Origin of the sequence: Marinobacterium rhizophilum DSM 18822, from assembly GCF_000378045.1 — a bacterium.
GTDB classification, from domain to species: domain Bacteria; phylum Pseudomonadota; class Gammaproteobacteria; order Pseudomonadales; family Balneatricaceae; genus Marinobacterium_A; species Marinobacterium_A rhizophilum.
On sequence record NZ_KB899094.1, the window covers coordinates 156302 to 181050 of the forward strand.

Genomic DNA, 24749 nt, shown 5'->3' on the forward strand with positions numbered 1-24749 from the left:
GCGAGCAGGGCCTCGCCAGCTGAGTTATTATTGTAACAATGGCGTCATGATTACCGTCGAGCACCGGTTTGATCGGTACTATTGTGCCGTTGTCGGCTATGTCTGACTTGAGCCATTAATATAATGCAGACTCAGCCGCTATTCAGGTTAAGAGTGCTAGCTTATGCCGCGGTTTTGGTGTAATTAATCGCCCTGAATTTGTCGGTATATCCCTACTAAACCCGCTCGCGGGATAATCTTTGATTGGAGTAAGAGAGTGCAGAGGATCTTGTCTGCCCTGGCGCTGCTGGGTGCCTTTTTTCCAGTGACTGTACTGGCGGCCTTCAGTTTCGATGACGTGGCTGAGAAGGCCCGTGCGCTTGCTGCCAAGCCCTACGAGGCGCCCGCGGCCATACCCAAGTTCATGCAAACGCTGAGCTATGACGACTACCAGAATATTCGCTTCAATCCGGACAAGAGCCTGTGGAGCGAAAGCAAATCCCGCTTTCAGGTCATGATGGTGCCGCCGGGCCTGTTTTACCGCCACGCGGTGAAAATGAATGTGATTGATGCGCAAGGGAGCCACAGCGTTCCGTTTCGCAAAACCGATTTCAATTTCGCCGACCCTGAAGTGGCCAAGCGCGTGCCGGCCAACCTGGGTTACGCCGGTTTCAAGCTGACGTATCCGCTCAAGGGCGAAAAGGAACGTAACCAGTTCATGGTGTTCGCCGGCGCGAGCTACTTTCGCGGCGTAGGGCGCGACAACACTTTCGGTATCTCTGCACGTGGCCTGGCGATAGATACCGGCTTGTCCCGCGGCGAGGAATTTCCCTCTTTTATCGAGTTCTGGCTCGAGCGACCGTCTCCGGATGCCCATGCGATGACCTTCTATGGTCTGCTGGATGGCGAGAGTGCGACCGGCGCCTATGAATTTACCGTGTACCCGGGCAAGACCACCAAACTCAAGGTCAAATCGCGCCTGTTCCCGCGGGCTGATATTGAACTGCTCGGTGTCGCACCGCTGACCAGCATGTTCTATTACGGTGAAAACACCGGCCGACCGCGGGGCGAATGGCGTGCTCAGGTGCATGATTCCGATGGCCTGCAGGTGCTCAATGGCGAAAGCGGTGAGTGGATGTGGCGTCCGTTGCTGAATCCGCGTGAGCTGGAAATGGATTACCTGATGACCGACAACGTGCGTGGTTTTGGTCTGCTGCAGCGTGACAGCCATTTTGATGATTACCAGGACCTGCAGGCGCGTTACGAGCAACGCCCCAGTAGCTGGGTGCAGACCGAGGGTGACTGGGGACCGGGAGAGGTGGTGCTGGTGCAGCTGCCCACGACCAACGAGACCAATGATAATATCGTCGCGTTCTGGCGCCCGAAGGACAAGGTGCAGGCCGGCCAGACGCTCGATTACAGCTATGAAGTGCAGTTTGGCGCAGCGGAGCTTGGCGGAAATCCCATGGGGCGGGTCAAGAACAGCTTTATCGGTGACGGAAGTGTTGTCGGTGGCGGCAATGCCCCCGGCGCTTACCGCGTGCTGGTGGATTTTGCCGACGGTGTACTCGACAAGCAACGTCCGCGTGCCCCGATTCTGAGTAATGTGACGGCACTGGATGGCGGCGAAGTGCTGGAGCATTTTGTCGAGTACAACGAACCGCTCAACACCTGGAGACTGTCGATTCTGGCGCGTCCAGCCGCGAAGAAGTCACTGTCTCTGCGAGCCTTCCTGAGCATCGGTGACGAAACCCTGACCGAGACCTGGACGTACCGCCTGCCGGCCAACAACGATATTCGTGCGACGGAGTAATTCATGGCGCATACCCTTGGGGAACACGCACTGGCCCGGGTGCTGGAGTATATAGCCGGCACCGGGGCGAAGCTCACCGATGCCCATACACTGATCGCCTTGCAGCTTGTCGAGGAAGGGTTGCAAACCGGTCAGCAGGATTTGCTGGCCTGGGTCATGGGTGAAGTGCCCCGGCGGTTTGATCTGTCACCGCAGCCGCTGCCGCCCGTGGCGCCGCCGATCGTGCGCGGCAGCATCGGCTATGGAGACCCGGCATGACGGCTCAACCTGCACCTGTTGGTGCACTTGCTGCATCCCCCTCCACGCGGTGGCGGGGGCGCGTGATGCTACGCCGTGCAATACTGACCCTGTTAGTGATCGTCCAGGCGCTTGTCGGCGCCTATTACATGGCCTCGGTGCTGCCTTACCATGGTGGAAACCTGCTGGAGCAGGCCCTGATCGGCTTGTTTACGCTGCTGTTTACCTGGATCACGGTGGGCTTCTGGATCGGCCTGTACGGTTTCTGGCTACGCCGGATTGGTGGTGACCCCAAGTCACTGCTGCGTCGCTATACTGATGCGCAGCTTGTGGATACGCCACTGGCACGTACTGCCATTGTCATGCCGATCTATAACGAACCGGTTAACCGGACCCTGGGCGGGCTGCGTACTATCTATCGCTCGCTCGAGCGCAGCGGTCAAATTGAAAACTTTGATTTCTTTATCCTGTCGGATAGTCGCGAGCCGGATGTCTGGTTATCCGAGCAGGCGGCCTGGCAGCAGCTGTGTGACGAGCTGGGTGCCCACGGGCGGCTGTTTTATCGCCGGCGTACTCTGAACATGAACTACAAAAGCGGCAATGTGGCCGATTTCCTGCGCCGCTGGGGCCGTGCCTACGAATACATGATCGTGATGGATGCCGACAGCCTGATGGGCGGCGATACGCTGCTGAAGATGGTGCGGCTGATGCAGCGCGAACCGAATATCGGCATTTTGCAGAGCTGCCCCACGATCATTAATGCCCAGTCGCTGTTTGCGCGTGTGCAGCAGTTTGCCAATCAGGTGTACGGGCCGCTGTTCAGTACGGGTCTTGCCGCCATGCAACTCGGAGAGGCGGCCTTTTGGGGGCACAATGCGATTATTCGGGTGGCACCCTTTATGCGTCATTGTGGCCTGCCGCATCTGCGCGGTCCGGGCCTGTTTAGCGGACCGATCGCGAGTCATGACTTTGTCGAGGCCGCCTTTATGGGGCGGGCCGGATATGAAGTCTGGCTGGAGCCGGAATTGAGCCACAGCTATGAAGAGTCGCCCCCCAGCCTGGTGGACGAGCTCACCCGCGACAAGCGCTGGGCCAAGGGTAATCTGCAGCATTTGTGGCTGATGCTGTTTGAGCGGCGCCTGCGCATGGCGCATCGCATGGCGTTTCTTAACGGCATCCTGTCCTATGTGGCGTCGCCGTTGTGGTTTGCGTTCCTGGTGCTGACCACCATTGAAACCACACGCCTGGTGCTTTGGCCGCCGAACTACTTTCCCGAACAGCACAGCCCGTTTCCACTCTGGCCCGAGTGGCACCCCGAGTGGGCCATCGGCCTGGCGGGCAGTGTGGTTTTTCTGTTGTTTTTCCCTAAGCTGCTCGCCATTCTCGACGTGCTGCTCAGCGGCAGGCGCAAGGATCACGGCGGTTTTTTCAGCCTGGCGTTGAGCATTGTTACGGAAATTCTGGTGTCGGCGCTGTTGGCACCGATTCGCATGCTGGCCCATACCCGTTATGTGCTGGAAGCGGTGTTTAACGTGACCCTCAAGTGGGCGGGGCAGAACCGCAGCGATGAAACCCGCTGGATCGATGCGCTGCTCAATCAGGCTCCAGGTTCCATCCTGGCAGCGATCTGGGCAGGTTTCGCCTGGTGGCTGGATCCGATGTTCTTCTTCTGGTCCTTGCCGGTAGCACTGCCGCTGATTCTGGCCGCACCCACCTCGGTATTGCTCAGCAAGGTGGGGATCGGGCAGGCGTTGCGGCGCAAGCGCATTCTGATGGTGGCTGAAGAGCAAAAGGGCTCGGCGTTGCTGGATGATCTGAACGGGCACCGAATATTGCCCGAATTTGGCGAATCGGCTGTGGTGCGGGCGGTGCTGGACCCTGTCATGAACCGGGTGCATCAGGCGACGGCACGCTCCCATGGCGGCGGGGCCAAGCTTGAGCAGCTCAAGCAACTGCGCTCACGCTGCCTGGAAGGCGGGCCTGAGGGTCTCAGCCGGGCAGAAAAAAACCTGTTGCTGACCGACCGCGAAAGCCTGTCCTGGCTGCACCGCGAGTCCTGGCGTGCGCCGGCTGAGAGCTACTGGGGCCGCGCCATCGACAGCCGCATTCGTCAGGTCTGGCCGACCGTTTAAGCGCAGCCAGGCTCAGCGCGCATGGTGCTCAGCACCACTGCCGCTGTTGCATGGCTGCTGCTCTTTATCCCCATGTCCCCCATGTCCCCATGAACGGCTCACGAAGCTCAGTCCGGTACCCAATCCGGACCGAGCTCGACCGGCTGCCCGCGTTGCAGTGAGACCTGAGCCGCTTCGGCCAGGCGTTGCGCTTCGAGGCCGTCGCGTATTCCGGCCAGCGGGGCGAATCCGTCGCGCAGTAGCGCGATGAAGGCATCCATCTCCAGTCGGTAAGCCTGGGCAAAGCGCTCGATGAAGTAATTCTCCGGCGGGCGGTATGAAACCCCGCGCTGTCAGCAATGGTCAGCGTGTTCTGCAGGCTGTTACCCACCGACAGTACTTCCGTCGAGCATACCGCCTCCAGGCGCTGATCGTAGCCGAAGGCCGCACGGCGGCAATTGTTCATCTGCATGAAGCGGCCCGAGCGCGACTTAAGGGTGATCATCGCGGTATCGATATCGCCGGCAGAACCGATCGCCGGGTCGATCAGGCAACCGCCGACCGCATAGATGCTGAAAATCTCTTCGCCCAACAGGTAGCGCGCCATATCGACAACCGCATCGCCCTCATCAAACTTGGCGAGGCGCTACTGCATTATTATCTGTCGTTGAATGCATTGCCTGCGGACCAGCGACCCGCTCGAATGCCAAGGGCGGTGCGGGAGGCCTGCAAGCACATGGCCACTGCCTATTCGCAGCCGCTGACGCTGGAACAGGTCGAGCAGCAGGCACACTGTTCGGTTAACCACTTGATCAACCTGTTCCGCCAGTACTTCGATACCACCCCGATCCGGTATCTGTGGCAGGTTCGCCTGGACCGTGCCGAGGCGCTGTTGCGGCATACCGATATCCCGATTGCGGCAATCGCCGAACAATGCGGTTTCGCTTCGCCGTTCCATTTCTCCAGACTGTTCAAGTCCTCCCGGGAGGTGTCTCCGCGCGCATTCCGTTCGCGTTACAGAGCGTTGGAGCAGTTTTCCCCGCGACTGAAACCTCTGCCGGTAACGATCCGGCGTAACATCTGTCAGGCGCCTGAACAGTCTGCGGCCCGATGTCGGGTCCTCGTAACCGGTCTGCCGGGAGAGCAGATCGATTGCTGGCGGATTTGCGTGGGTTCGTAGTAGGGCCCATAACACCAGAGGCCTTTGGCTTGTAGAATGACCCGGCATCTTGTTCGCTGTCCGTATCCAGCCGTGGTATGGGCGTTGTCACAGAAACAGGGGAAACCAAACCATGCCCGTCGATAGTTTAATTACAAATCACTACACGCACGGAAGCCTTCTACACAGCATTCGCGATGGCGTTAAGGCGCTTGGAAAGACCGTCGACACCATCCATATCGACGATCTCGGGCCTGTGGATGAGTTTCACATTGGCGGACGCATCGCAACACAGAGCTTCCTTGATCAACTCGACATCGATGCCATCCACCATGTCCTAGATGTGGGGTGCGGGCTCGGAGGCAGCAGTCGGTTCGCGGCAAATAGATATGGCTGTCGAGTCACCGGTGTTGACCTGACGCAGGAATATGTTGAAACAGGCAAAACACTCTGCGCCTGGGTCGGACTGGCCAGCCAGGTCACTCTCGACGTCGCGGATGCCACCACGATGTCTTATCAGAGCGATTCTTTTGACCGTGCCTTTATGATGCATGTAGGTATGAACATCGACGATAAGGAACGGCTTGCATCAGAACTCTATCGGGTAATACGGCCCGGCGGCCGAATTGGAATCTACGACATAATGCGCATTGAGGACGGTGACCTCGCGTTTCCGGTGCCCTGGGCATCGGAGCCTGCCGGCAGTGCGGTTGCTTCACCGGCAGCCTACAAAGACGCCTTGGAGGGCGCCGGGTTTAGCATTATCGCACAGCGGAACAGGCGTGATTTTTCGCTCGATTTCTTCGCGCAGCTGCTGGCCAGGACAGCAGGTGCCGGTGGCCCCCCGGCCCTGGGCCTACACATTTTAATGGGAAGCACTGCACCGGTGAAACTAAAGAACATGATGGAGAATATCTCACGCAATCTTGTCGCTCCCGTAGAGATAATTGCCCAAAAGGCAGCCTGAACGGGATTGGGCCGCAAGCGCTGAATTGCACGCTTACATACACGGGCCCTGTCGTGTTAAACGCAGACGCAAACCGACCGCTGGTGCGGTTATTCATATAACAACGGCAGACAACAGTCTCGCAAGGACGCGAGCCAATGATGACGGCCGTCTTTGTATCCCGGGGCTGTGAAGCGGTAATCGGGGAGTCCGGCGGAGGCCGAGCAATGTCCGGGGTGCGGCATCAGCCACCGCATTCGTCATGTCTGGCCAGCGGGCACCGGTCGCTGACAGGGTCTCTCTTTCTTCTGCCGATACCAAGGCGCGCGTCGGTGTGGTAATACCGGCGGGCTTTTATATTCAGATGCATGAGCCCACGCCGAGCCCGGAATTGCCTAACTTGACATTAATCGTAATAGTAATGATTATCACCTGCTGTTTTGAGCAGGCTCCAATGCGAGGCTTGAGCCAGTCATCTGAATCGGCAGAGGTATTTCAGTGAAGCTTTTCACCCTAGTTGCGTTCTGTTCGCTGCTTGCGCCGGCGTTTGCCGCCAGTGTCAGCGCTGGCGAAGTGGCTATCCCGAATGAGCGGCGCCAGGCGCTGGAATCGCTCGGGCAGGCGCTGTTTTTTGATACCCGCCTGTCGCGCAATCGCACCCAGTCCTGTGCCAGCTGCCACGACCCGGCCCACGGCTTTGCCGATCCGGGCGCCAATGCACAGGCCGGAGCCGTATCCCTGGGCGATGACGGACACTCCCTGGGCGATCGCAATGCACCCAGTGCGGCCTACGCCGCCTTCACGCCGGCGTTCCATCGCGACAGCGAAGGGCGCTATGTTGGCGGGCAATTCTGGGACGGACGGGCGTCGAGCCTGGAAGATCAGGCAAAGGGGCCGCCGCTGAATCCGCTCGAAATGGGCTTGCCCGATGTGGCGACGCTACGAAACCGGCTGCTGGACAACCCATTCTATGCGTCCCGTATCGGTGCGCTGTTTGGGGTCGAGAGCCTGACGAGCGATGATGCCGTGTTCGAGGCCATGGCCAGCAGCATTGCCGCCTACGAGCGCAGTGCCGCGCTGTCGCCGTTTGACTCGCGCTATGACCGCTATCTGCGTGGTGAATACGCTCTTACCGAGCAGGAAGAGCTGGGACGGACGCTGTTCTTTTCGCAGCAATTTACCAACTGCAACCAGTGCCACCAGCTGCGCGAGTCGCCCATTGCTGCTGACGAAACCTTCTCCAACTACCAGTATCACAATCTTGGCGTGCCGGTGAACGTAGCGGTGCGACAGGCCAGCGGTCTTGCGACCGATGCCCGTGACGAAGGCCTGCTGAACAATCCGCAGGTCAGCGATACGGCAGGGCGGGGTAAGTACAAGGTTCCAACGCTGCGCAACGTGGCCGTGACCGGTCCCTATATGCACAACGGTGTGTTCAGTGACCTCGAAACCGTGGTGCGGTTTTACAACAGCTACAACAGCAAAAGCGCAGCCAGCAAGCTGAACCCGGAAACCGGCAAGCCCTGGGATGAGCCTGAAGTGGCTGAAAACCTGTCGCTGACCGAGCTGGAGCATGGCCCCGCACTGGACGACACGCGCATAAAGGCGCTGGTGGCCTTCATGAAAACGCTGACGGACAAGCGCTACGAGCCATTATTGCTGGAGCAGCAGAGCGCTTCGCGTTAACCGACATCTATAGGCCTGCAATGTTTTAGAGCGTTGCAGGTCATTGCCAAACGTCAGTCATCGACCGGCCCGACGTGGTAGGGCCGCATCATCTCGTGATCTTCGTGCGAGAGAATATGGCAGTGCCAGACGAACCGGCCGGGCTTGTCGAAACGCATCTTGATGCGGGTGACTTCGCCCGGCAAGGCAATAACCATATCCCGTCGCGTCTGCTCCTGGGGGTCGGGACCGCGGGTCTGGCCGAGCTTTTTGATGTTTTCGAGGCGGAAGCCCTCCCCATGCTCATCTTCCTCGTCCTCGCCACCGTCGTTCGGCATCAGCGGTTGCTCGATAAGGTCTGCCTTGAAACGCTGGCGGTCGAGGATTTCGAAATACACCAGGTGCAGGTGGATGGGATGGGCATCGCCGGTGGCATTGAAAATCTCCCAGATTTCGGTCGTGTCGAGTCCCGGGTTTTCGGTGATCGGGCTGTCCCAGATCAGCGCGCCATTGACCTCGTTGCCGGCGACATCCAGGGTCGGCTCGGCGGTACCCAGCAGGGGTTGCAGCCGCCCGAATCGATCCTCGCCTTCGAACAGTGCCAGCCTGCGTGTCGCCATGACCGGATCGGGTACCGAAACACCGCCGCCCAGCAAAGTGCCGTCGCTGATAGAACTGTCCGCGAGCGCGGATAATTCCAGCACGACGTCGAAAGCCATAATGCGGTCGGTGCGGCGATCCGGAAACAGGTCGCCTTTTTTCGGCAGGTCGCCACCGAAGGGCGCATCGCCGAGCAGGTTCTGAATAATGACCCGGCTGTTGGCCGGTACGGACTTGAAGTCGATGATCAGGTCCAGGCGCTCGCCCGGCGCAAATTCGACTGTGTCCACCTGCGCTGCGGTTTCACGCAGGCTCTGGTCCGAACCGATGACGAGAAAGGACAACCGGGCGCCCCGGCCGGGAGGCAGCCCGGTCTCATCGAGCGTCACGACGCTCAGGCTGAGCCGCATAAAGCGACTGTCACAGCCGTTCAGCAGGCGTACGCGGTACTGGCGAGGTTCCACGTTATATTTCGGCCAGATGACACCATTGACCACCATATGGTCCCCGAAGAATTCTGCCAGTGCCGTCGGACCGCCTCCGGGAAAGAGTTCTTCCGGCAGCTCTGCACCTTCGTCATCGATAAAGTCGCTATAGAAGGGGTCCCCGGGATAGGCGGGATAAAACAGCTCACCGGTATTGCGGAACATCCGGTCCTGCACCGCAAAGCCCAGTTCGTAGGGCTCGGCCGGCAGTCCCAGAGGATTGTCCGGCAGCCCGGTATCGGCGTCATCCCGCAGGATGAAAAAGCCCGCCAGACCGGCATAGACATTGAGACGGGTGATCCCCAGCGCATGGTCGTGATACCAGAGAGTGCCGGCAACATCGTTCCACTGCGCGTCGCCATAGACATATTGTTCCGCTTCCCAGCGTGGTCCCGTAAGCGCGAAAAAGGGCGAAAAGAAATACTCCGGGTTACCGTCAAAGGGGCTGTCGTTATGGCCGCCATGCACATGGGTGACTGCCGGGACACCGTTCGTGGCGATGTCGTACTGCTCGTATCCGGCCAGGGAATAGGCCCAGTGCACGCTGGAATCGACCGGCAGCAGGTGGGTCAGAGGCGTCTGGCCATCACTCAGTTCATTCTCCCAGGTGACGCCCAGGGGAGCGTCGCTGACATGGCGCTCGATTGTGCGCCCAGGCCAGGATACCGGGCCATCTGTCGGGCCGTAGCCCCAGACAGGTGTGGGCAGGTCGAAACCGTCCTGATCCACCAGGCCGGTCATTTGTACCGTCGGGGCCATGCGAATGCGCAGTGCGCCGCCTTGCGGCAGATATTTAAAACCGGAGTCCAGGGCATTGGGCGCCGCGTGCATGAAAAGCGGCTGCACCGCAGGATCGGACAGGCCAGCCGCCAGAATCGCGGCATGGCTGCTGTGGGCGCGCAGCAGTGCCACCGGAATGCTGGCGGTCATGCCAGCCGCCATTGCCGAGCGTATACTCAGCGTCAGGAAATCTCGCCTTTTCATTCCAGGCCTCCTGTTGTCATTCTTTTTAGGCCTTTTCCGGGGTTAACGGATTGATGCTTGCGTTAGCCGGGAGCCGGCGGGGAGTATCTGTATGGAATAAAGCAATTTCTAAGCCAGCAAAAATAGATATGTTTATCAGTATGTTGTGGAGATTCGGTTTGAGTCTGTGGGGGGGCTGTAAGTTAGGCGTAACGATTGACGCCCGAAGGCCCAAAAAACTGTTGCACGATTGGTACAGTAAACGGCTGAGGTTCGATTGCCCGCGGCAGCCTAAGGAAACGTCATGTTGGTATTAAGCTGGCGGACAATTACAGTCTGAGCCCGGTGGGTGGGCGTTGTCCTGGGAGCCAGGTTGCCGGCTGCATTCACTGCCCAGGCAAGCCTATTGGCCTGCAGGGCGCGGTCCCCGCAGGCGGTAAGGAGGGGCGGCAACTCACACGGGAGACCGCGATCAGTTGCGCACCGGGCGGCGAGCTCAGGAATCGGGCTGCAGATCGCCCTGTTGCCAGCGTGCTTCGCTGTCGGCCAGGGCCTGGGCGATGTCGCTGAGCTGGGTGGAGGGCAGTTCGGCGGGCAGGGGATCAAGCCCGGCGCTGGCAAACAGCTGGCCATAGCTGTTACGCAGCTGGGCATAGGCGAGGTCGCGGCGCAGCTGCGCCTGCAGGGCGTTCAGCTCGCCCTGGATCAGGTCGAGCTCGCCAATCCCCTGGGCCTTGTGACGGTTGCGCAGCTGTTCGACGATCTGGCCGTCGAGCTGGGCCAGCTCCTGGCTGGTGTGGAACTGCCGCCGGGCTTCATGGAAGTTGGCATTGGCCACATGGACCTGCGCCAGCACCGCCATGGACATCGCCTGGCGCCGTGCCTGGGCCACGGCTTCACTGGCCTTGGCCACATCGATGGCGGCGGGACCGGAGAGAACATTGAACAGGTTCCAGGTGACCTTGACGCCATAATCGGCCCAGCTCTGGTTTTCCAGGAAGGAGTTGCTGTCGTAGTGGCCACCGGCCGAGAACTCCAGCCCCGGCAGCAGGCGCAGCATGGCCTTGCGGGTTTCGGCGGCGCTGATGCGTGTCTGGTAGTCCTGCTCGCGCAGCTCCGGCCGGTTGGTCAGGGCTTCCTCTTCCAGGCGGCTCAGCTCGACCTTGAGCTGCGGTACCTCGTAGTCACCGGTGCCGGCCAGGCTGAAGTCAGTACCCATCGGCAGGTTGATCAGCGCCGCCAGCTCGGTTTTGGCCAGCGACAGCGCCCGGCGCTGCTCTTCGAGCTGGCGAGTGGCTTCGATCAGGGCGCGCTGGTAGCCCAGCGCCTGAATCGGATCGCCAATGCGCTGCTCGCTCAGGCGCTGGCTGTTGCTGCGCGCCGCCTCGACGCGCGCCATCAGGCTGTCGATTTTTGTCAGCAGGCCTTCGGCGGCCATGGCACGCCAATAGGCCGAGCGCACGTCCTGGGTGATGGTATGAACCACCTTGCGCCGGCGTTCCTGCACGATCAGGCGCTGATCGGCCTGCTGCTTGGCGCTGACGTAACTGACTCCGAAGTCCAGTACGTTCCACACCATGGTCAGGTCCGCCACATCACGGTTGCGATCCTGCGAGGTGGAGGGCTCCAGCGACTGGGTACCGGTCTGGATGCTTTCACTGCTGGAGGCGCTGACATTGCTGCGTCCGACATAGCCGGCCTGCAGTGCCATGCGCGGCAGCATGTCGAAACTGGAGAGGTCGAGCTGGCGGTTGGCCAGTGCCTCCTCCATGATCTTGAGGCGGCCTTCCAGGTTGTATTTCAGGGCCCGGGCCATGGCATCGTGCAGTGTCAGTGCCCCGGCCAGCGGTTCCTGATCCCTGAACATGTTGAGCAGGTCAGTCTTGGCCCGCTGTTCGCTGATACTGCGATCGATCGGCTGGCTCGTTACGGCGCAACCGCTGATCGCCAGTACCAGCAGGCTGGTGCTGAAGAGCTTATGGCTTGTTTTCATCCTTGGGCCGTCCCCTATTGTCGCGGCTGAATTTCTGTTGTTTTGTCTGCTCAGGCGTTTGGTTCGACTAACTGCACCTGGCCCAATGCCCAGGCCAGGGTATCTATCTGGTCCTGCTCGGTATCCTGCAGCTTCTGTAATTGCTGGCCCAGCGTGGGCGCGCCAAAGATGGTCGGCAGCTCCAGCTCCAGCTGCGGTGCCGGTTCCGGCACCGTGTCGGAACCGAACACATTCGACAGGGTGCTTTGACCAAAGACACCGGCATCGCCACCACCAAAGCCGAGGAAGCCGACCGCGCTGCTGTCACCTGCGCCCGTATTGCTGCTGGCGAAAACCTGGGCAATGTAGCTGGGCGCCGGCACGCCGTTGTTGATAAAGATTGTGCCAAGGGTCGGGATACCGCTGCCCAGCGTGGGTTGTTCAAACAGTGTGGGTGGCTGCAGCGGCGAATCGAAGAACGGCAGCGGTGTTGCCGGCACCGCGGGCGCAGGGGCCGCAGGGCTCGTGCGCGCCGGGTCTGAACCGAGCGTGCTGGTGAGGAACTCCGGATCGCCGCCCAGGGTGGCGATGGCGTAGTCCGGGCCGGTCAGCCCGGTGGCCAGGTTGTTACCGGCGGTGTCGACGATGCCGCTGCCTGCGGCATTGAGTGCCAGAGTCAGCGAGCCATTGCCCTCGATGCCGCTGACCAGTACGCGATAGGTCTGGCCATCGATCTGCTGCACGCTGTCCAGTGTCCCGACCGCGGTACCGGAGCCCAGCAGGGTGAAGTCGCTGAGGTCAACGCCGGACACGTCTTCATCGAAGACCAGTTCGAAAGACAGCTGCTTGGATGCCAGGACATCGTCCTGGAACACGCTGATCGAGACGGCAGAGGGCGCTATGCCGTCGACCAGTACCCCTGTGGTGGAGCCGACGCTGTTGAGGGTGGTGCCGGCATCGTTGCCGGCGGCATCACGCAGGGTACTGCCATTGAGTTCAATACTTGAGTCCAGCGTCACGCCGTTGGTATCGAGCTGGCCGCCGGCGACCGTGAGGCGGAACAGCAGTGCGCTGGTGCCGGAGCCGGAGACATAATCGGCATAGACGGTGCCACCGGTATCCAGGATCACTGCCAGGCGCGGCGTGCCCCCGGCGGTATCGATTACCACTGAGTCATCGAAAATGACGCTGAAATCGAGGTTCTGTCCGGCGACATAGGTGCCATTGGCCGGGACGCCGACCGAAGTGACCGCAGGTGCTATGCCATCGATCACCAGGTCGTGCTGACCGGCGAGAGAGTTAACACCTCCGGTGGCGGGCAGGGCAAGAAGGGCATCCTCATTTGCGGCACTTTTGATCGTTGCGCCATTGAGGGTTAGGGCCCCCGTGGACTGGTAATCCAGGTCGGGGCTGATATCGCCGGCCTGCACCGTGTAACTGAAGGTCAGTGTATTGGTACCGGAACCGGTGCTGTACGTGGCTTGCCGGTCGGTAGTACCCGTTTCCAGCAGCAGTGTCGGACTCCCAACCGTCGTGTCCACATTGACGACCCGGTCGAAAGTGACGGTCACGCTGACAATGTCGCCGATTTTATAGCTACCGTCCGCCGTTGTCGTATGCACCGTGGTAACTTCCGGGTTAATGCTGTTGACCGTGATTGCGATGCTATCGCTGTCGATCTGGGCGCCGCCACTGCCGGAGAGGCCGAGGTCGTTGCTGTCGATCTGCAGCGAGGCGGCGCCGTTGTAACCCGGTGTGGGGGTGAACGTCAGGCCATCCAGCGCGGTATTGATATCGGCAAGGCTACCCTCAATGCTGAGCGATGCATCGTTGGATCCGGTACCGCTGATAAAGCTCAATCCGGCCGTGCTTGAGAGAGTCAGCAGTCCATTGCTGGCTGTCAGGCTCACACGAACCGTACCGCTGCCGGCATCGGAATCGCTGATCGTTATGGCGTTGCCGTTGGCTCCGCTGAATACCAGGTCCTGGTTCTGGTCGGTGCTTTGTGCCGCCGGCACGCTGTTGACTGGCGCATCGTTTACGGCGGTCACTGTCACGGTTGATGTGATGGCAAGGTTGGCGGTATCGGCGCCACCGTTTGCGGTACCACCGTTGTCGGTAATGAGGGTGATGGTCATCACCCGGTCGCCGGCCGTCGGGTCCTCACTGGTGTTGCGGTACGTGATGTTGTCGAGCAGCGTTTGGACCTGGGCGACGCTGATGCCCCCGAGTGATGTGAAGTCGTAGATGAAGGTGACCGCGTTACCCGATGAGATACCGGCCAACTCGACTACAGCATCGTTAAAATCAAGGACTTCATTGCTGCCGTCAAAGACGTTTGAAAGTGTTAGCTCCAGGGCGGTGATGGTCTGACCCGCTTCAATCGTGTCGATGGCGACGCCATCGAACAGATCCACTGCAGCGGCGCCCTCAATGTAGGTTGGGTTGGTGCCGGTCGCCGTGAGCGTCGGCGCGTCATTTACCGGCGTTACCGCCACGGTCGAGGTGATGGCGAGGCTGGCGGTATCGTCGCCGCCGTTGGCGGTGCCGCCGTCATCGGTGATACCGGTCAAGGTGACAACCCGGTTGGCCGTATTCGGGTTTTCGCTGGCATTGCGGTAACTGAGACCATCGACCAATGTAAGCGCCGCAGCGTTGCTGATGCCGCCCAGTTTTCTGAGTTCGACCAGCGCGGTATTGCCAGCCACGCTGACGCTATAGAACATGCCATTATCAGCCGTGACGCTGGTGTTGCCATCTATGAGTGCGATATCGGTGCCGTCGGCCCGCAGAATTTCGTCGCTACCGTCCGCCAGGTTGGCCACCGTCAGCGTCAGTTCGAAAATGTTTTGCCCGGCTTCGATCGTGTCGATTGAAACGCCGCTGAACAGATCGACAGCGCTTCCGTTTTCGGTGTAAGTGGGATCGGTGCCGGTGGCTGTGAGCGTCGGTTCGTCGTTGACGCCAACAACCGTCACGGTGGAGGCGATGGCGAGGCTGGCAGTGTTGTCGCCGCCGTTGGCGGTGCCGCCGCTGTCCTGAATGCTGGTCAGGGTGACGACGCGGTTACTGGTGCTGGGGGTGTCACTGTTGTTCTGGTAACTCATGTTGTCCACCAGGGTCTCGGCGACGTCGACCGAAAGGTTGCCACCGGTCATGGTCACGGTGGCGGTGGTGCCGATCACCATCACCGAGTAGTTGAGGCTGTTGCCGGCGGTGCTGCCGTTGGTGCCGTGGGTGAGCACGATGGTGGTGCCATCGACGTTGATGCGCTCGTTGCTGCCGTTGGTGACGTTGGTGATGGTGAAGCTCAGGCCAGTGATCGTCTGGCCGGCCTCCACGGTATTGATGCTGGTGCCGCTGAACAGGCTGGCCGCGGCGCCGCCCTCGGTGAAGGGCGGGTTGCTGGCGTTGGCGGTCAGGGTCGGCTCGTCGTTGACGTCGACAACGGTAACGGTGGAGGCAATGGCGAGGCTCGCAGTATCGACGCCGCCGTTGGCGGTGCCACCGCTATCCTGCAGACTGGTCAGGGTGACCACCCGGCTGCTGCTGGGGGTATTGCTATTGTTCTGGTAGCTCATGTTATCGACGAGCGTCTGGGTTGCCGCCGCTGACAGGCTGCCACCGCTTAGCGACACTGTGGCAGTGGTGCCGGTGACCGCAACACTGTAGCTGAGGCTGCTGCCCGCCGTAGTGCCGTTGGTGCCGTGGGTCAGCACGACCTGGGTGCCGTCGATATTGAGGATCTCATCGCTGCCGTTGGCGAGATTGGTCACCGTCAGCGTCAGCCCGGAGAGGTTCTGCCCGGATTCGACGGTGCTGATCGACACGGTGCTGAACAGATCGGCTGCGGCGCCGCCTTCGATAAAGGCCGGGTTGTTACCGGTGGCGGTCAGGGTCGGCGCGTCGTTGACACCGGTGACGTTGACCGTTACGTCGGCATTGGCACTGGTGCCGCCATCACCGTCGCTGACGGTGACCCTGACGATGCGGGCCCCGGTCGTTGGATCCGTCGTATCACTGTTCTGGTAGCTGAGCGCCCGCACCAAAACTTGAATGTGGCTCGGCGTGGCATTGGCGTTAAAATTCACCACCAGGTCGTTTCCCGCGGCGATGTTGTTGCCCAGGGTGCCGATGACAGTGCCTGCGACGGAAACGTTGCTACCCGCCGTGGTGCCGGCGAGCGATACCGTACCGGATGTAGTCAGGCTGAGAAGGTCTTCTGCCGCATTTTCGCCGGAAGTAATGGTCACGGTCAGGTTGCCGCCGTTGAAATCGGTTGAATCGGCATCACTGAGGGTCGCGTTGCTGCCGCTATCCAGCAGTACCGAGCCGGCGCCTTCGACATAGCTGACGCTGTCGCCGTTGAGGTTGCTGATGACGGGGGCGGCGTTGAAGTTGCTGACGGTAATGCCGTTGCCTGATGCATCGACAATGTTCACCGCGGCATCGGCTCCGGTGTTCCAGTCTTCGGCGGCGGCTAGATTATAGGTTGTGGTGTCGGTCGAGCTGGTGCCATTTTTGTTGATGATTGCTTGCAGCGCAGCCTTGTCGGTGGCGCTCAGGGTCAGGGTGAAGCTGGTGCCCGAGGTGATTTCGACATCGCTGGTGTCGGTCAGCGTGTAGGTCGAGCCGCCTTCGCCGGTCAGCGTGAACAGGCTGGCGTCGATATCGTTGCTAGAGCCGCTGCGTTTCAGCAGACCGGTACCCGTCACCACGAGGGCGCCTGTCGAGGCATCGTAGGTGGCGCTGGTGATGGTCGGTACTGCGACGTTGCTGACGGTGATGCCGTTGCCGGTCGCGTCGACCACGTTCACGGCAGCGTCGGCACCGGCCGCCCAATCTTCGGCGGCCGCCAGGTTGTAGGTGGTGGCGCCGGTGGAGCTGGTACCGTTCTTGTTGATGATCTGGTTGAGCGCGGCCTTGTCGGTGGCGCTCAGCGTCAGGGTGAAGCTGGTGCCGGAGTTGACCTCGACATTGGCCGTGTCGGTCAGGGTGTGGGTGCTACCGCCTTCGCCGGTGAGGGTGAACTTGTTGGCGACAATATCGTTGGTGGCACCCTGCCTGGACAGGAACCCGGTGCCGGTGACGGCCAGCACTCCGGTGCTGGCGTCGTAGGTGGCGCTGGTGATCGCGGGAATGGCCACGTTGCTTGCAGTGAATGGACTAAGGCTGTCTGTCACGTTCAGTGCGGCATCCGCGCCCGCGGCCCAGTCATCTGCCGCCGTGAAGCGGTAGCTCGAGATGTCGGTCGAAAGGCCTCCGTTCTTGTTGACGATCAGGTTGACGCCGGCCTTGTCGGTGGCGCTGAGCGTCAGGGTGAACGCCGTGCCGGACGTGACCTCGACATTGGCCGTGTCGGTCAGCGTATAGAACGTGCCGCCCTCACCTCTGATAGAGAACTTGTTGGCGACGATGTCGTTGGTGGCGCCGCTGGCCGACAGGAAGCCGCTGCCAGTGACGACTAGGCTACCGGTGCTGGCGTCGTAGGTGGCGCTGGTGATGGTGGGTACTGCGACGTTGCTGACAATAATGCCGTTGCCGGTGGTATCCGAGGTATCGCCACTGGTGACGCTCGCATTCCAGTCATCGGCGGCGGCCAAGTTGAAGGCCGTGCCGCTGGTGGACGTGGCGCCGTTCTTGTTGGCGATAAGGTTGAATGCGGCCTTGTCGGTGGCGCTTAGGGTCAACGTGAACTGGGTACTCGCATCGATTTCGACATCGCTGGTGTCGGTCAGGGTATAGGTGCTGCCGCCTTCACCGGTCAGCGTGAGCAGGCTGGCGTCGATATCGTTGCTCGCACCGCTGAGCTGCTGAAGATCGGAACCGGTGACGACCAGCGTACCGGTCGAGGCATTGTAGGTGGCGCTGGTTATTGTTGGAGCCGGCGGCGGGGCTGGTGGGGCCGTATCGCCGCTGAAGCTGTCGATATTGGTAAGAAAGAAATCTGTGCTGGATATACGGACCTCATCGACACCGATAGAATCGAAACTAAGGGTGCCAGAAAATCCATTAATGGCGGTTTTGGCGCTGCTGACCAGAACCCCGCCGAGATAGCCGCCAACGGTTACCGTCGTTCCTCCCGAATTGTTTATATACAGGCTACTAAAGGTAAAGTCGGTGGCGTCTGCGCGCGCAATGGTCACAAGCTCGGTGCTTGATTCAGTAAGATCACCAGATCGTAAAGTCACAGAGGCTGAGCCGCTTTCACCATTTCCGTTATTGTCCCAAACGAAATCTCCACTTCCCCCGTCACTGGTAAAGGTATACGTGAAATCGACCCCGCCGAGGTTGCTGATGAAACTGGTGACCTCGAGGCCAACATCGGTATCCAGGCTATCGCTAAAGGCGATGAGCAGGCCGGAATAATTACTCAAATCAAACGACGGGGTTTCGATGCTGCCCTGGGTTACCTCCAGTTCCCAGTCCCCACCTCTGTCCGCCGTACCGGTCAAATTGCTGGATGCGGCTATATCGGCCCCGGTTGCGCCGGCCAGTGACTGGATGAACTCGAAGCCGACGCCGTCGCTGCCCACGTTGCAGCCATATAAAAGAATATCGCCATCTTCGCTCAGCGACTGGCCGATGGCGGAAAGCAGATAGCTGTGCGTCGATATATCGGCGCTGTCGAGCCAGTCGTTGCCCAGCTTCACCTGGCCGCTGTCGCCGTGGCTGAGAATATGTATCGCATCGATACCCTCACGGCCGGCGAGAGTATCGGCGATGACCTGCAGGCCATCCGCGGAGGCGCCGAACATCACCACGTCCGCATCCGCCGGCAGTCCGGCCAGCAGTTGCTGGTAATCCTGTACCTGGGTGTCGATGAAGACAATTTCCTGGCGGTTGTCGCTACTGGCGGCTGCCGGTGCGATATCGCTATCCAGGGTAGTGGAGGTATCATCCACAGGAGTTGGTTGGGTACTGGCGTCCGCGGTCTCGGCGACAGTTGCCGCAATGGCGCCATCGAACAGCATGCGTGGTTCCAGCGCCATTGCCAGCGGCGAGCTGACGCCCGAGAGACGCTCGCTGCCGCTGGTCACCGTTGTGTTACCTGACCTGCCGAACCACTTCATAACCAGTCTCCATGGTATTGATGTTGCCGTTACATACTGGGTGGCATCGTCGGAAGATTTTTCTGTTGTAGTGCTGCCGCCTACCCGGGTTGATCACGGGGCGGGCGGCAGCTGTCATCAGCTGCGAGAAGGGAATAATCCCTCCAGCGCGATGACATAGTTCATGCCCAGAAACGGATTGCGCGTCTGGACTGGCAGGTTGCCACCGGCCGGGTTCACGGTAACCGGGTTATTGAACGGTTCCAGGGTGGTGTCCGCCGCTTGAGTGGTGTAGAGGTTGCCAGCGCGACCGCTGTTGCTGGCGGGGCCGAGCACGGTATTGCTGGCAGGCGCCGGGTTGGTGTCGGTACTGCTGCTGTTAGCCGGTATGGCAATGCTTGCTGCCGCCCCATGGCTATGGGAAGGCATTTGAGTCTGGTTCAGCGTTACGCTTTCGGCCCCGCCTGTTTCACCGATGCGGATGGCGCTCAAGCCCGGGCCGTTGCCCATACCGACAGCGCTTCGCCCGCGCAGGTCGGGCAGGGCGAAGGTGGTGCGGCCATCGCCGCCGTACTGTGTGCCCAGCAATGAAAACAGCGCGCTGTATTGGGAAATGGGCAACAGCTGGCCCTCACAGAATGCCCAGCCACGCGGCGCGAAGTTGAAGCCGACCAGGCGGATTTCGCCGATAAAGGGTTCCATAACTTATCTCCTTGTTTCTCTTGTTGTGAGCGGGCATCCATGGGCTGTCCGCGGCTTTCTGCCTTAATGGCAAGCTTCGAATATCAGCCTGCCGGGTTGTACAACCGCCATTAGGCGACCGACGGCCCGGCGATGCCGATGCAGTTTGTTCTTCATTGCCGGTGGATCGGTTGCGCGTGCTCAGGTGCCTGGACCCGGTGGCCAGGCCTGCGCATCTCGAGGTAAATGCCCTTGTCTTCGACGATGTCGAAACCCAGGCGCTGGTATAACCGCAGGGCGGGGTTATGCGACTCGACATGAAGCTCGACGGCACACCCGCGGGCACCGGCGCGGGCGATCACCTCGGCAAGCAGCGCGCTGCCCAGACCCGTGCCTCGGACCTCTGGCAGTAGGCTGATATCGATCAATTGCACGCTGGTTTCACCCCAGTAAAGATACAGGCGGCCGATAGGGTGCCCGTCACGTTCAATCAGCCAGAGTTCGGCGTCAGGGAAGTGTTGCTGATAGTGGTGGGACTGCAGCTCGAACTGTTGTTGCACAAAGGCATTGATCGTCTTTACATCCCAGCCGCTGGCGGACATTTCTGCTGCACGGGTGGAGGCGTAAAGATATTGCAGGAAGAATTGGTCGGACGGTTCTTGCGGACGAAGCCTGCAGTCACTGGTTGGCACAGATAAGCATCCTTGGCAAAATCAGGCGAATCGCTAACATCAGCGACATGGGGTTCGATGAAGATTAGCCTAGTTGAAGCCCCCATGTTGTCAAGGTGGCCCCTGATTGGCGTTTGCAGATGCCCGGCCCCGGGCATCGCCCTGGCTAAAATCCACTTTCGCGCACACCCAGCGCCGCGAGGCGGCGCCAGATAGTGCCAAACACAGACTCATGTCGTCCTTGTAATATCACCAGGCCTCGCAATGGCTGCAGCGGCAGTGTCAGGTCATCGATCAGCGCCAGGCGCACCGCATACTGTGCCTGCAGCGGCTGGGCGCGCCGCTGCCCGTCGCGGCGTACGGCAATGGGGCCGCTGTGATCCGAGGCCAGGGATTCAATATCCAGATAGGGCGCTGCGGTGGTACTTATTTCACTGAGTTGAACCTCCAGTGCCGGGTGCAGCGGATCGTCGGCGATGAAACGCCCCTGGGCTCCGGCTTCGACACGCCACAGGGCCTCTTCCGGCAGGTAACCGTTCAGGCGCACCTGTTGCTCCACGACGCGCGCCAGGAGTTGCTCCGGCATCAGCCAGCGGCCCGGTCTGGGGTCCTGCAGCAGGTCGCGTACCATGCCGGCATGCGGGGCCCGCACCAGCAGTCGTGCGCGCTGGGCACTCAGGCCGCGGTATTCGGCCAGGGACTCGGCCAGCTGCTGCTCAAGTACGCCGGCATCGGCGGCGGTTTCACTGCGCCCGGCCTGGCGTCGCAGCTGCAGCTGCAGGGTACGGATCTGGTTGTGCACGATGGACTGGCGGGCATCCAGGTCCGGGGATTCCAGTTCCAGCAACAGCTCGCCGGCCTGCACCTGCTGGCCATCGCTGATCCGGAATTGTTTCAGGCGCGCCGGCATCGGTGCATACAGGGCACTGGCCCGCGTGGCCTGAAGCAGGGTTGGCACTTCAACGGCGCTACGCCACGGAACGAGCAGCAGCAACAGGCCGCCGAGCAGCACGAGCCCGATGAGCAGCAGCCGGGCAGGGCGGACCTGCTCGCGGCGCTGCCACCACTCGCGCATTTCACGCCAGACGGGCAGGCCGATGAACCAGGCCAGCTCTACCAGCATCAGGAAACTGCCGAGCAGCTTGAAAAATAGGTGGTAGACGATCAGGGCGATGGCAAAAAACAATGCGGCGCGCCAGATCCAGGCACTGTAGCCCCATGCCAGCAGACGGCGGTAGAGGGTCGGCGACCAGGGTTCGGGCATCGGTTCGCCATAGCCGAACAGCGCCTCGCGCAGACGCCAGCGACAGAGTGCAAAGGCGCGCTGCTGCAGGTTTTCCACCCGCCACAGGTCGCTGAGCAGGTAATAGCCGTCGAAGCGCAGGAAAGGGTTGAGATTGATCACCAGGGTGGTGAGCCAGGTGGCGCTGGCGAGCATGAAGGCTGCCGTGCGCCATGGGCCATCCGGCAGCAGCGACCAGGCCAGCAGGGCGATGGCCGCCAGCAGCAGCTCGGCGAGCATGCCGCCGGCGCCGATCAGCAGACGGGAGCGTCGGTCGTTGACCCGCCAGGCATCGCTGACATCGGTATAGAACAGCGGAAACAGCACCATAAAGGCCAGCCCCATGCTCTGCACCCGGCAGCCCGCACGCTTGGCCATGTAGGCGTGGCCGAACTCATGGCACAGCTTGGCGAACACCAGGGCGATGCCGAAGGCTAGCGCACCGCCGAGGCTGAACAGGTGCGGGAAGGTCGCAAGGAATCGTTCCCAGTCGCGGGCGACAAGAAACAGCCCCAGGCCAAGGACCAGCGGCAGGCCGATGCGCAACAGGCGAGCGCCATGACGTTCAAGCCAGGGCCAGGTGTGGTTGAGGAACGCGTCCGGTCGCCACAACGGAATGCGAAAGAACAGGTACTGGTGCAGCACCCGTCGCCACAGACTTTGTCGCCGGGCGGCGGCCTTGGCTGCATAGCTGGCACGCTGCTCGGCATCCAGGGCCGCAATCAGGTCGTGATCGCGCAGAAAGCGCAGTAGCTGTTGCAGGTCGGTTTCGCCCAGTGGCGCGCCGGGTTGCTCATTGGCGGCCTTCAGGACGCGCTGCGCATCGCCCAGTGCCCAGTGCCGCAGCATCCGCAGCGCGGCGCTGCCAAGCTTGAAATAACGACCGCGCAGTGGGTCGGCGAGGGTCCACTGCGGCGAGCCGTCCAGCGCCGCGGCGGCAGGGGAAAGTTGCAGGTCGGGACGCAGCGCCGGCAGCTGCATTTAAAGCCCCACTCCCTGGCGAAGCGCGGCCAGCGGGCGGCGCAGCAGATACAGGGCCAGGGGTACGCGCTGACCGAAGACTTTTGCGGTGCCGCGCAGGCCGATACGCGGTGGCGCTGCGACAAAACTGGCATCCAGACGGTACGCCAGCTGGCCGGCGGCGCTGGTTTGCGCCTCGTAGGCAAGCCGTTCCAGGCGGGCGGCGTGACGGTTGAGTGGATCGCTGTCGAGGAACAGTGCCACCTCGGCGCCCGGCCCCAGCTCGATGGCATCCGCCACCGCCAGCTCGATGCGCAACTCGGCCTGCTGCGGATCGGCGATATCCAGCAGGCGCTCACCGGTCTTTACGGGTTTGCCGGTCCAGCGTTCGGCGTCGGCGAACACGGCGATGCCATCGCGTTCGGCACGGACTTCAGTGCGCGCGAGCAGCTCGCGGGCATAGTCACGCTCGGCGCGCTTTTGTTCGACTCGGGCGGCCAGCAGATCCAGTCGCGCCTTGGCGTCGGTATCGGAGAAGGCGCGCTGGGCGTTGCTTTTCAGCTCGGCATCGGCCACATCCAGGCCGCGTTCGGCGACATCCGCCTGGGCGCGCAGCGAGGTGGCATCAAAGCGCAGCAACGGCTCACCGCTGCGCACCGGCTGATTGGGCCTGACCAGGAATTCGGCAATGACGCCATCCAGCGGCGCCGTGACGACGCGGCCATTCAGCGGGACCACCTCGGCCGGTGCCAGTACCGACTGGCGCACCGGCAGCAACAGCAGCAGCGAGGCGACCACCAATACGGCCAGAATTTTGCGTCTGGGCCAGCGCAGTCGCCAGGGTTTGTGCGGTTGCAGCGCCAGCCATGCATGGCTGTAGCAGTCGCCGAGCTGTGCCAGCAGGGCCTGTTCTGCATCGCTCCAGGGTTGTTCGCGGGCGATCCAGAGGCCGCCAAATGGCGCCTGCTGGCGATCGAGCAGCGGCAGCCAGAACACGGAACCCGCCGACATACTTTGCCAGTCGGCGCGGGTCTGCTCGCTCAGCCGGGTGGTGTCCACCGGCTGCGCCTGAGCCGATACACCCTGTGCCAGCAATTCGCTGGCGGCGCGCTCGACGAACGCGACGAAGGGGGCATGGGGCTCAACCTGGCTGATGCCGGTGACCGCCCGGGTGCGGCCGGCAATTAAGAGCGCAGCATGACGATAGCCGAACAGCGGCTGCGCATCATTTACCAGGCTATAGGCCAGGCTGTCGATGTCGGCCGCTGCTCGCGTCTGGCTTTGCAGGGCCAGGAGCTGGGCGAAGAGACGTTGGGCAGGGTCCGGTAGTCTGGCGCTCATGGCGTGTCCAGAAAGCGCGCGCTGCCGCTCATGCCGGCCAGCAGGCCGGTGGCATTCAGTGGCAGGGTGCCGATCAGCAACAGGGTCTGGCTGGCTTCATCGATGCGGGCGCCCAGGCGCTTTACCTCGACCGGCAGGGGCTGGCCGGTTTCATCGGGTACGAACTCGAAGCGCCGCCCTGGCTTGAGCCAGCTTAGCCAGCTCGAGGGCACGAGCAGCTGTACCTCCAGGGTGCGGTTATCCACGATTTCCAGCAGTGGTGTGCCGCTGGCGACGCTTTCGTGGGGTTGTACCCGGCGTTGCACCACCTGGCCATCGAAGGGCGCGCTGACCGAGCAGCGCTGTACCTGCACCTTGTAGACCTGGGCTTCAGCCTGGGCCTGGGCCTGACGGGCTTCGGCCAGGGCCACCTCGAAACGACCGACCGAGTTGAAAGAAGCCAGCTGCTTCTTGTGGTTCAGTTCTTCGCGGGCCGCCCGCGCGCCTGCCTGGGCAGCATTCAGCTGGGCCTGATAGGCGCTGCAGTCAAAGCGAACCAGCACATCGCCTTGCTTGAAGTCCTGGCCATCGGTGTAGGGCATCTCGATGATGCGCCCTGCCAGCTCGCTGGATAAAACCGCCTGATCACGGGCCCGCAATACGCCGCGCGCCTTGCGCTGGTCGTTTAACTGCAATTGAGAAGGGGTGTCGAGCAAGGGGTCATTGGACTGTGCTGTTGCGGTGCCAATGCTGATACCGGCGAGCCAAAATACTGCAAAGATCTGGCCGAGTTTTCGTTGCATACCGCGTTCCCTGCAAGATGAACAATGGCAGCAGTGTAGAGGAGATACTC

General features: G+C 61.3%; 15 protein-coding genes and 1 pseudogene. 6 read left to right on the forward strand and 10 right to left on the reverse strand.

Annotated features, from left to right (window positions below; genetic code table 11):
- Nucleotides 1–256 precede the first annotated feature (256 nt).
- The 3 genes from F451_RS0108375 to mdoH are packed head-to-tail and all read left to right on the forward strand — an operon-like array spanning nt 257 to nt 4161.
- The gene (locus F451_RS0108375; protein ID WP_040879555.1) at nt 257–1792 is read left to right on the forward strand and encodes a glucan biosynthesis protein G; all 1536 of its coding nucleotides are present in this window, start codon (nt 257–259) and stop codon (nt 1790–1792) included.
- Nucleotides 1793–1795: 3 nt separating this feature from the next.
- On the forward strand, nt 1796–2050 hold the full coding sequence (locus F451_RS0108380) for a hypothetical protein (RefSeq protein ID WP_020680913.1): 255 nt from the start codon (nt 1796–1798) through the stop codon (nt 2048–2050).
- Nucleotides 2047–4161, forward strand: a complete 2115-nt coding sequence (mdoH, locus tag F451_RS25105) for a glucans biosynthesis glucosyltransferase MdoH (protein ID WP_051103917.1) — start codon at nt 2047–2049, stop codon at nt 4159–4161. Before F451_RS0108380 ends, mdoH begins: the two co-directional genes overlap by 4 nt.
- A gap of 107 nt (nt 4162–4268) precedes the next feature.
- Here the strand turns inward: mdoH and F451_RS27660 are convergent, their stop codons facing one another.
- On the reverse strand, nt 4269–4454 hold the full coding sequence (locus F451_RS27660) for a Gfo/Idh/MocA family oxidoreductase (RefSeq protein WP_276202595.1): 186 nt from the start codon (nt 4452–4454) through the stop codon (nt 4269–4271).
- A gap of 149 nt (nt 4455–4603) precedes the next feature.
- A pseudogene (locus tag F451_RS28795) lies at nt 4604–4747 on the reverse strand (inositol 2-dehydrogenase); the annotation flags it as partial.
- 129 nt (nt 4748–4876) lie between these two features.
- On the opposite strand from F451_RS28795, the gene F451_RS28800 reads away from it, so the two are divergent.
- From F451_RS28800 to F451_RS0108405, 3 genes are all read left to right on the forward strand, one after another.
- Nucleotides 4877–5320, forward strand: coding sequence for a helix-turn-helix transcriptional regulator (locus F451_RS28800; protein WP_420835274.1), 444 nt, complete (start codon nt 4877–4879; stop codon nt 5318–5320).
- A gap of 112 nt (nt 5321–5432) precedes the next feature.
- The gene (locus tag F451_RS0108400; protein WP_020680917.1) at nt 5433–6266 is read left to right on the forward strand and encodes a class I SAM-dependent methyltransferase; all 834 of its coding nucleotides are present in this window, start codon (nt 5433–5435) and stop codon (nt 6264–6266) included.
- 477 nt (nt 6267–6743) lie between these two features.
- On the forward strand, nt 6744–7931 hold the full coding sequence (locus tag F451_RS0108405) for a cytochrome-c peroxidase (protein WP_020680918.1): 1188 nt from the start codon (nt 6744–6746) through the stop codon (nt 7929–7931).
- A gap of 53 nt (nt 7932–7984) precedes the next feature.
- Here the strand turns inward: F451_RS0108405 and F451_RS0108410 are convergent, their stop codons facing one another.
- The 8 genes from F451_RS0108410 to F451_RS0108445 all read right to left on the reverse strand — a co-directional run bounded on the left by F451_RS0108410 (nt 7985) and on the right by F451_RS0108445 (nt 24699).
- The gene (locus tag F451_RS0108410) at nt 7985–9979 is read right to left on the reverse strand and encodes a multicopper oxidase family protein (protein WP_020680919.1); all 1995 of its coding nucleotides are present in this window, start codon (nt 9977–9979) and stop codon (nt 7985–7987) included.
- A gap of 475 nt (nt 9980–10454) precedes the next feature.
- On the reverse strand, nt 10455–11951 hold the full coding sequence (locus tag F451_RS0108415; protein ID WP_020680920.1) for a TolC family protein: 1497 nt from the start codon (nt 11949–11951) through the stop codon (nt 10455–10457).
- Between the two features lie 50 nt (nt 11952–12001).
- Nucleotides 12002–19003: a DUF4347 domain-containing protein gene (locus F451_RS26660; RefSeq protein WP_020680921.1), complete on the reverse strand. Its 7002-nt coding sequence runs from the start codon at nt 19001–19003 to the stop codon at nt 12002–12004.
- A gap of 117 nt (nt 19004–19120) precedes the next feature.
- Nucleotides 19121–19684: a phage tail protein gene (locus F451_RS0108425; protein ID WP_020680922.1), complete on the reverse strand. Its 564-nt coding sequence runs from the start codon at nt 19682–19684 to the stop codon at nt 19121–19123.
- A 152-nt stretch (nt 19685–19836) separates the two neighbouring features.
- Nucleotides 19837–20355: a GNAT family N-acetyltransferase gene (locus F451_RS0108430; RefSeq protein WP_020680923.1), complete on the reverse strand. Its 519-nt coding sequence runs from the start codon at nt 20353–20355 to the stop codon at nt 19837–19839.
- Between the two features lie 145 nt (nt 20356–20500).
- Nucleotides 20501–22597 carry a site-2 protease family protein gene (locus F451_RS0108435; RefSeq protein WP_020680924.1) on the reverse strand — a complete coding sequence of 699 codons (2097 nt, stop codon included), beginning with the start codon at nt 22595–22597 and terminating at the stop codon, nt 20501–20503.
- Nucleotides 22598–23917 (reverse strand): efflux RND transporter periplasmic adaptor subunit, encoded by a 1320-nt coding sequence (locus F451_RS0108440; RefSeq protein WP_020680925.1) that lies wholly within the window; start codon nt 23915–23917, stop codon nt 22598–22600.
- The gene (locus F451_RS0108445; RefSeq protein WP_020680926.1) at nt 23914–24699 is read right to left on the reverse strand and encodes an efflux RND transporter periplasmic adaptor subunit; all 786 of its coding nucleotides are present in this window, start codon (nt 24697–24699) and stop codon (nt 23914–23916) included. The genes F451_RS0108440 and F451_RS0108445 overlap by 4 nt, the downstream gene beginning before the upstream one ends.
- Nucleotides 24700–24749: the final 50 nt, after the last annotated feature.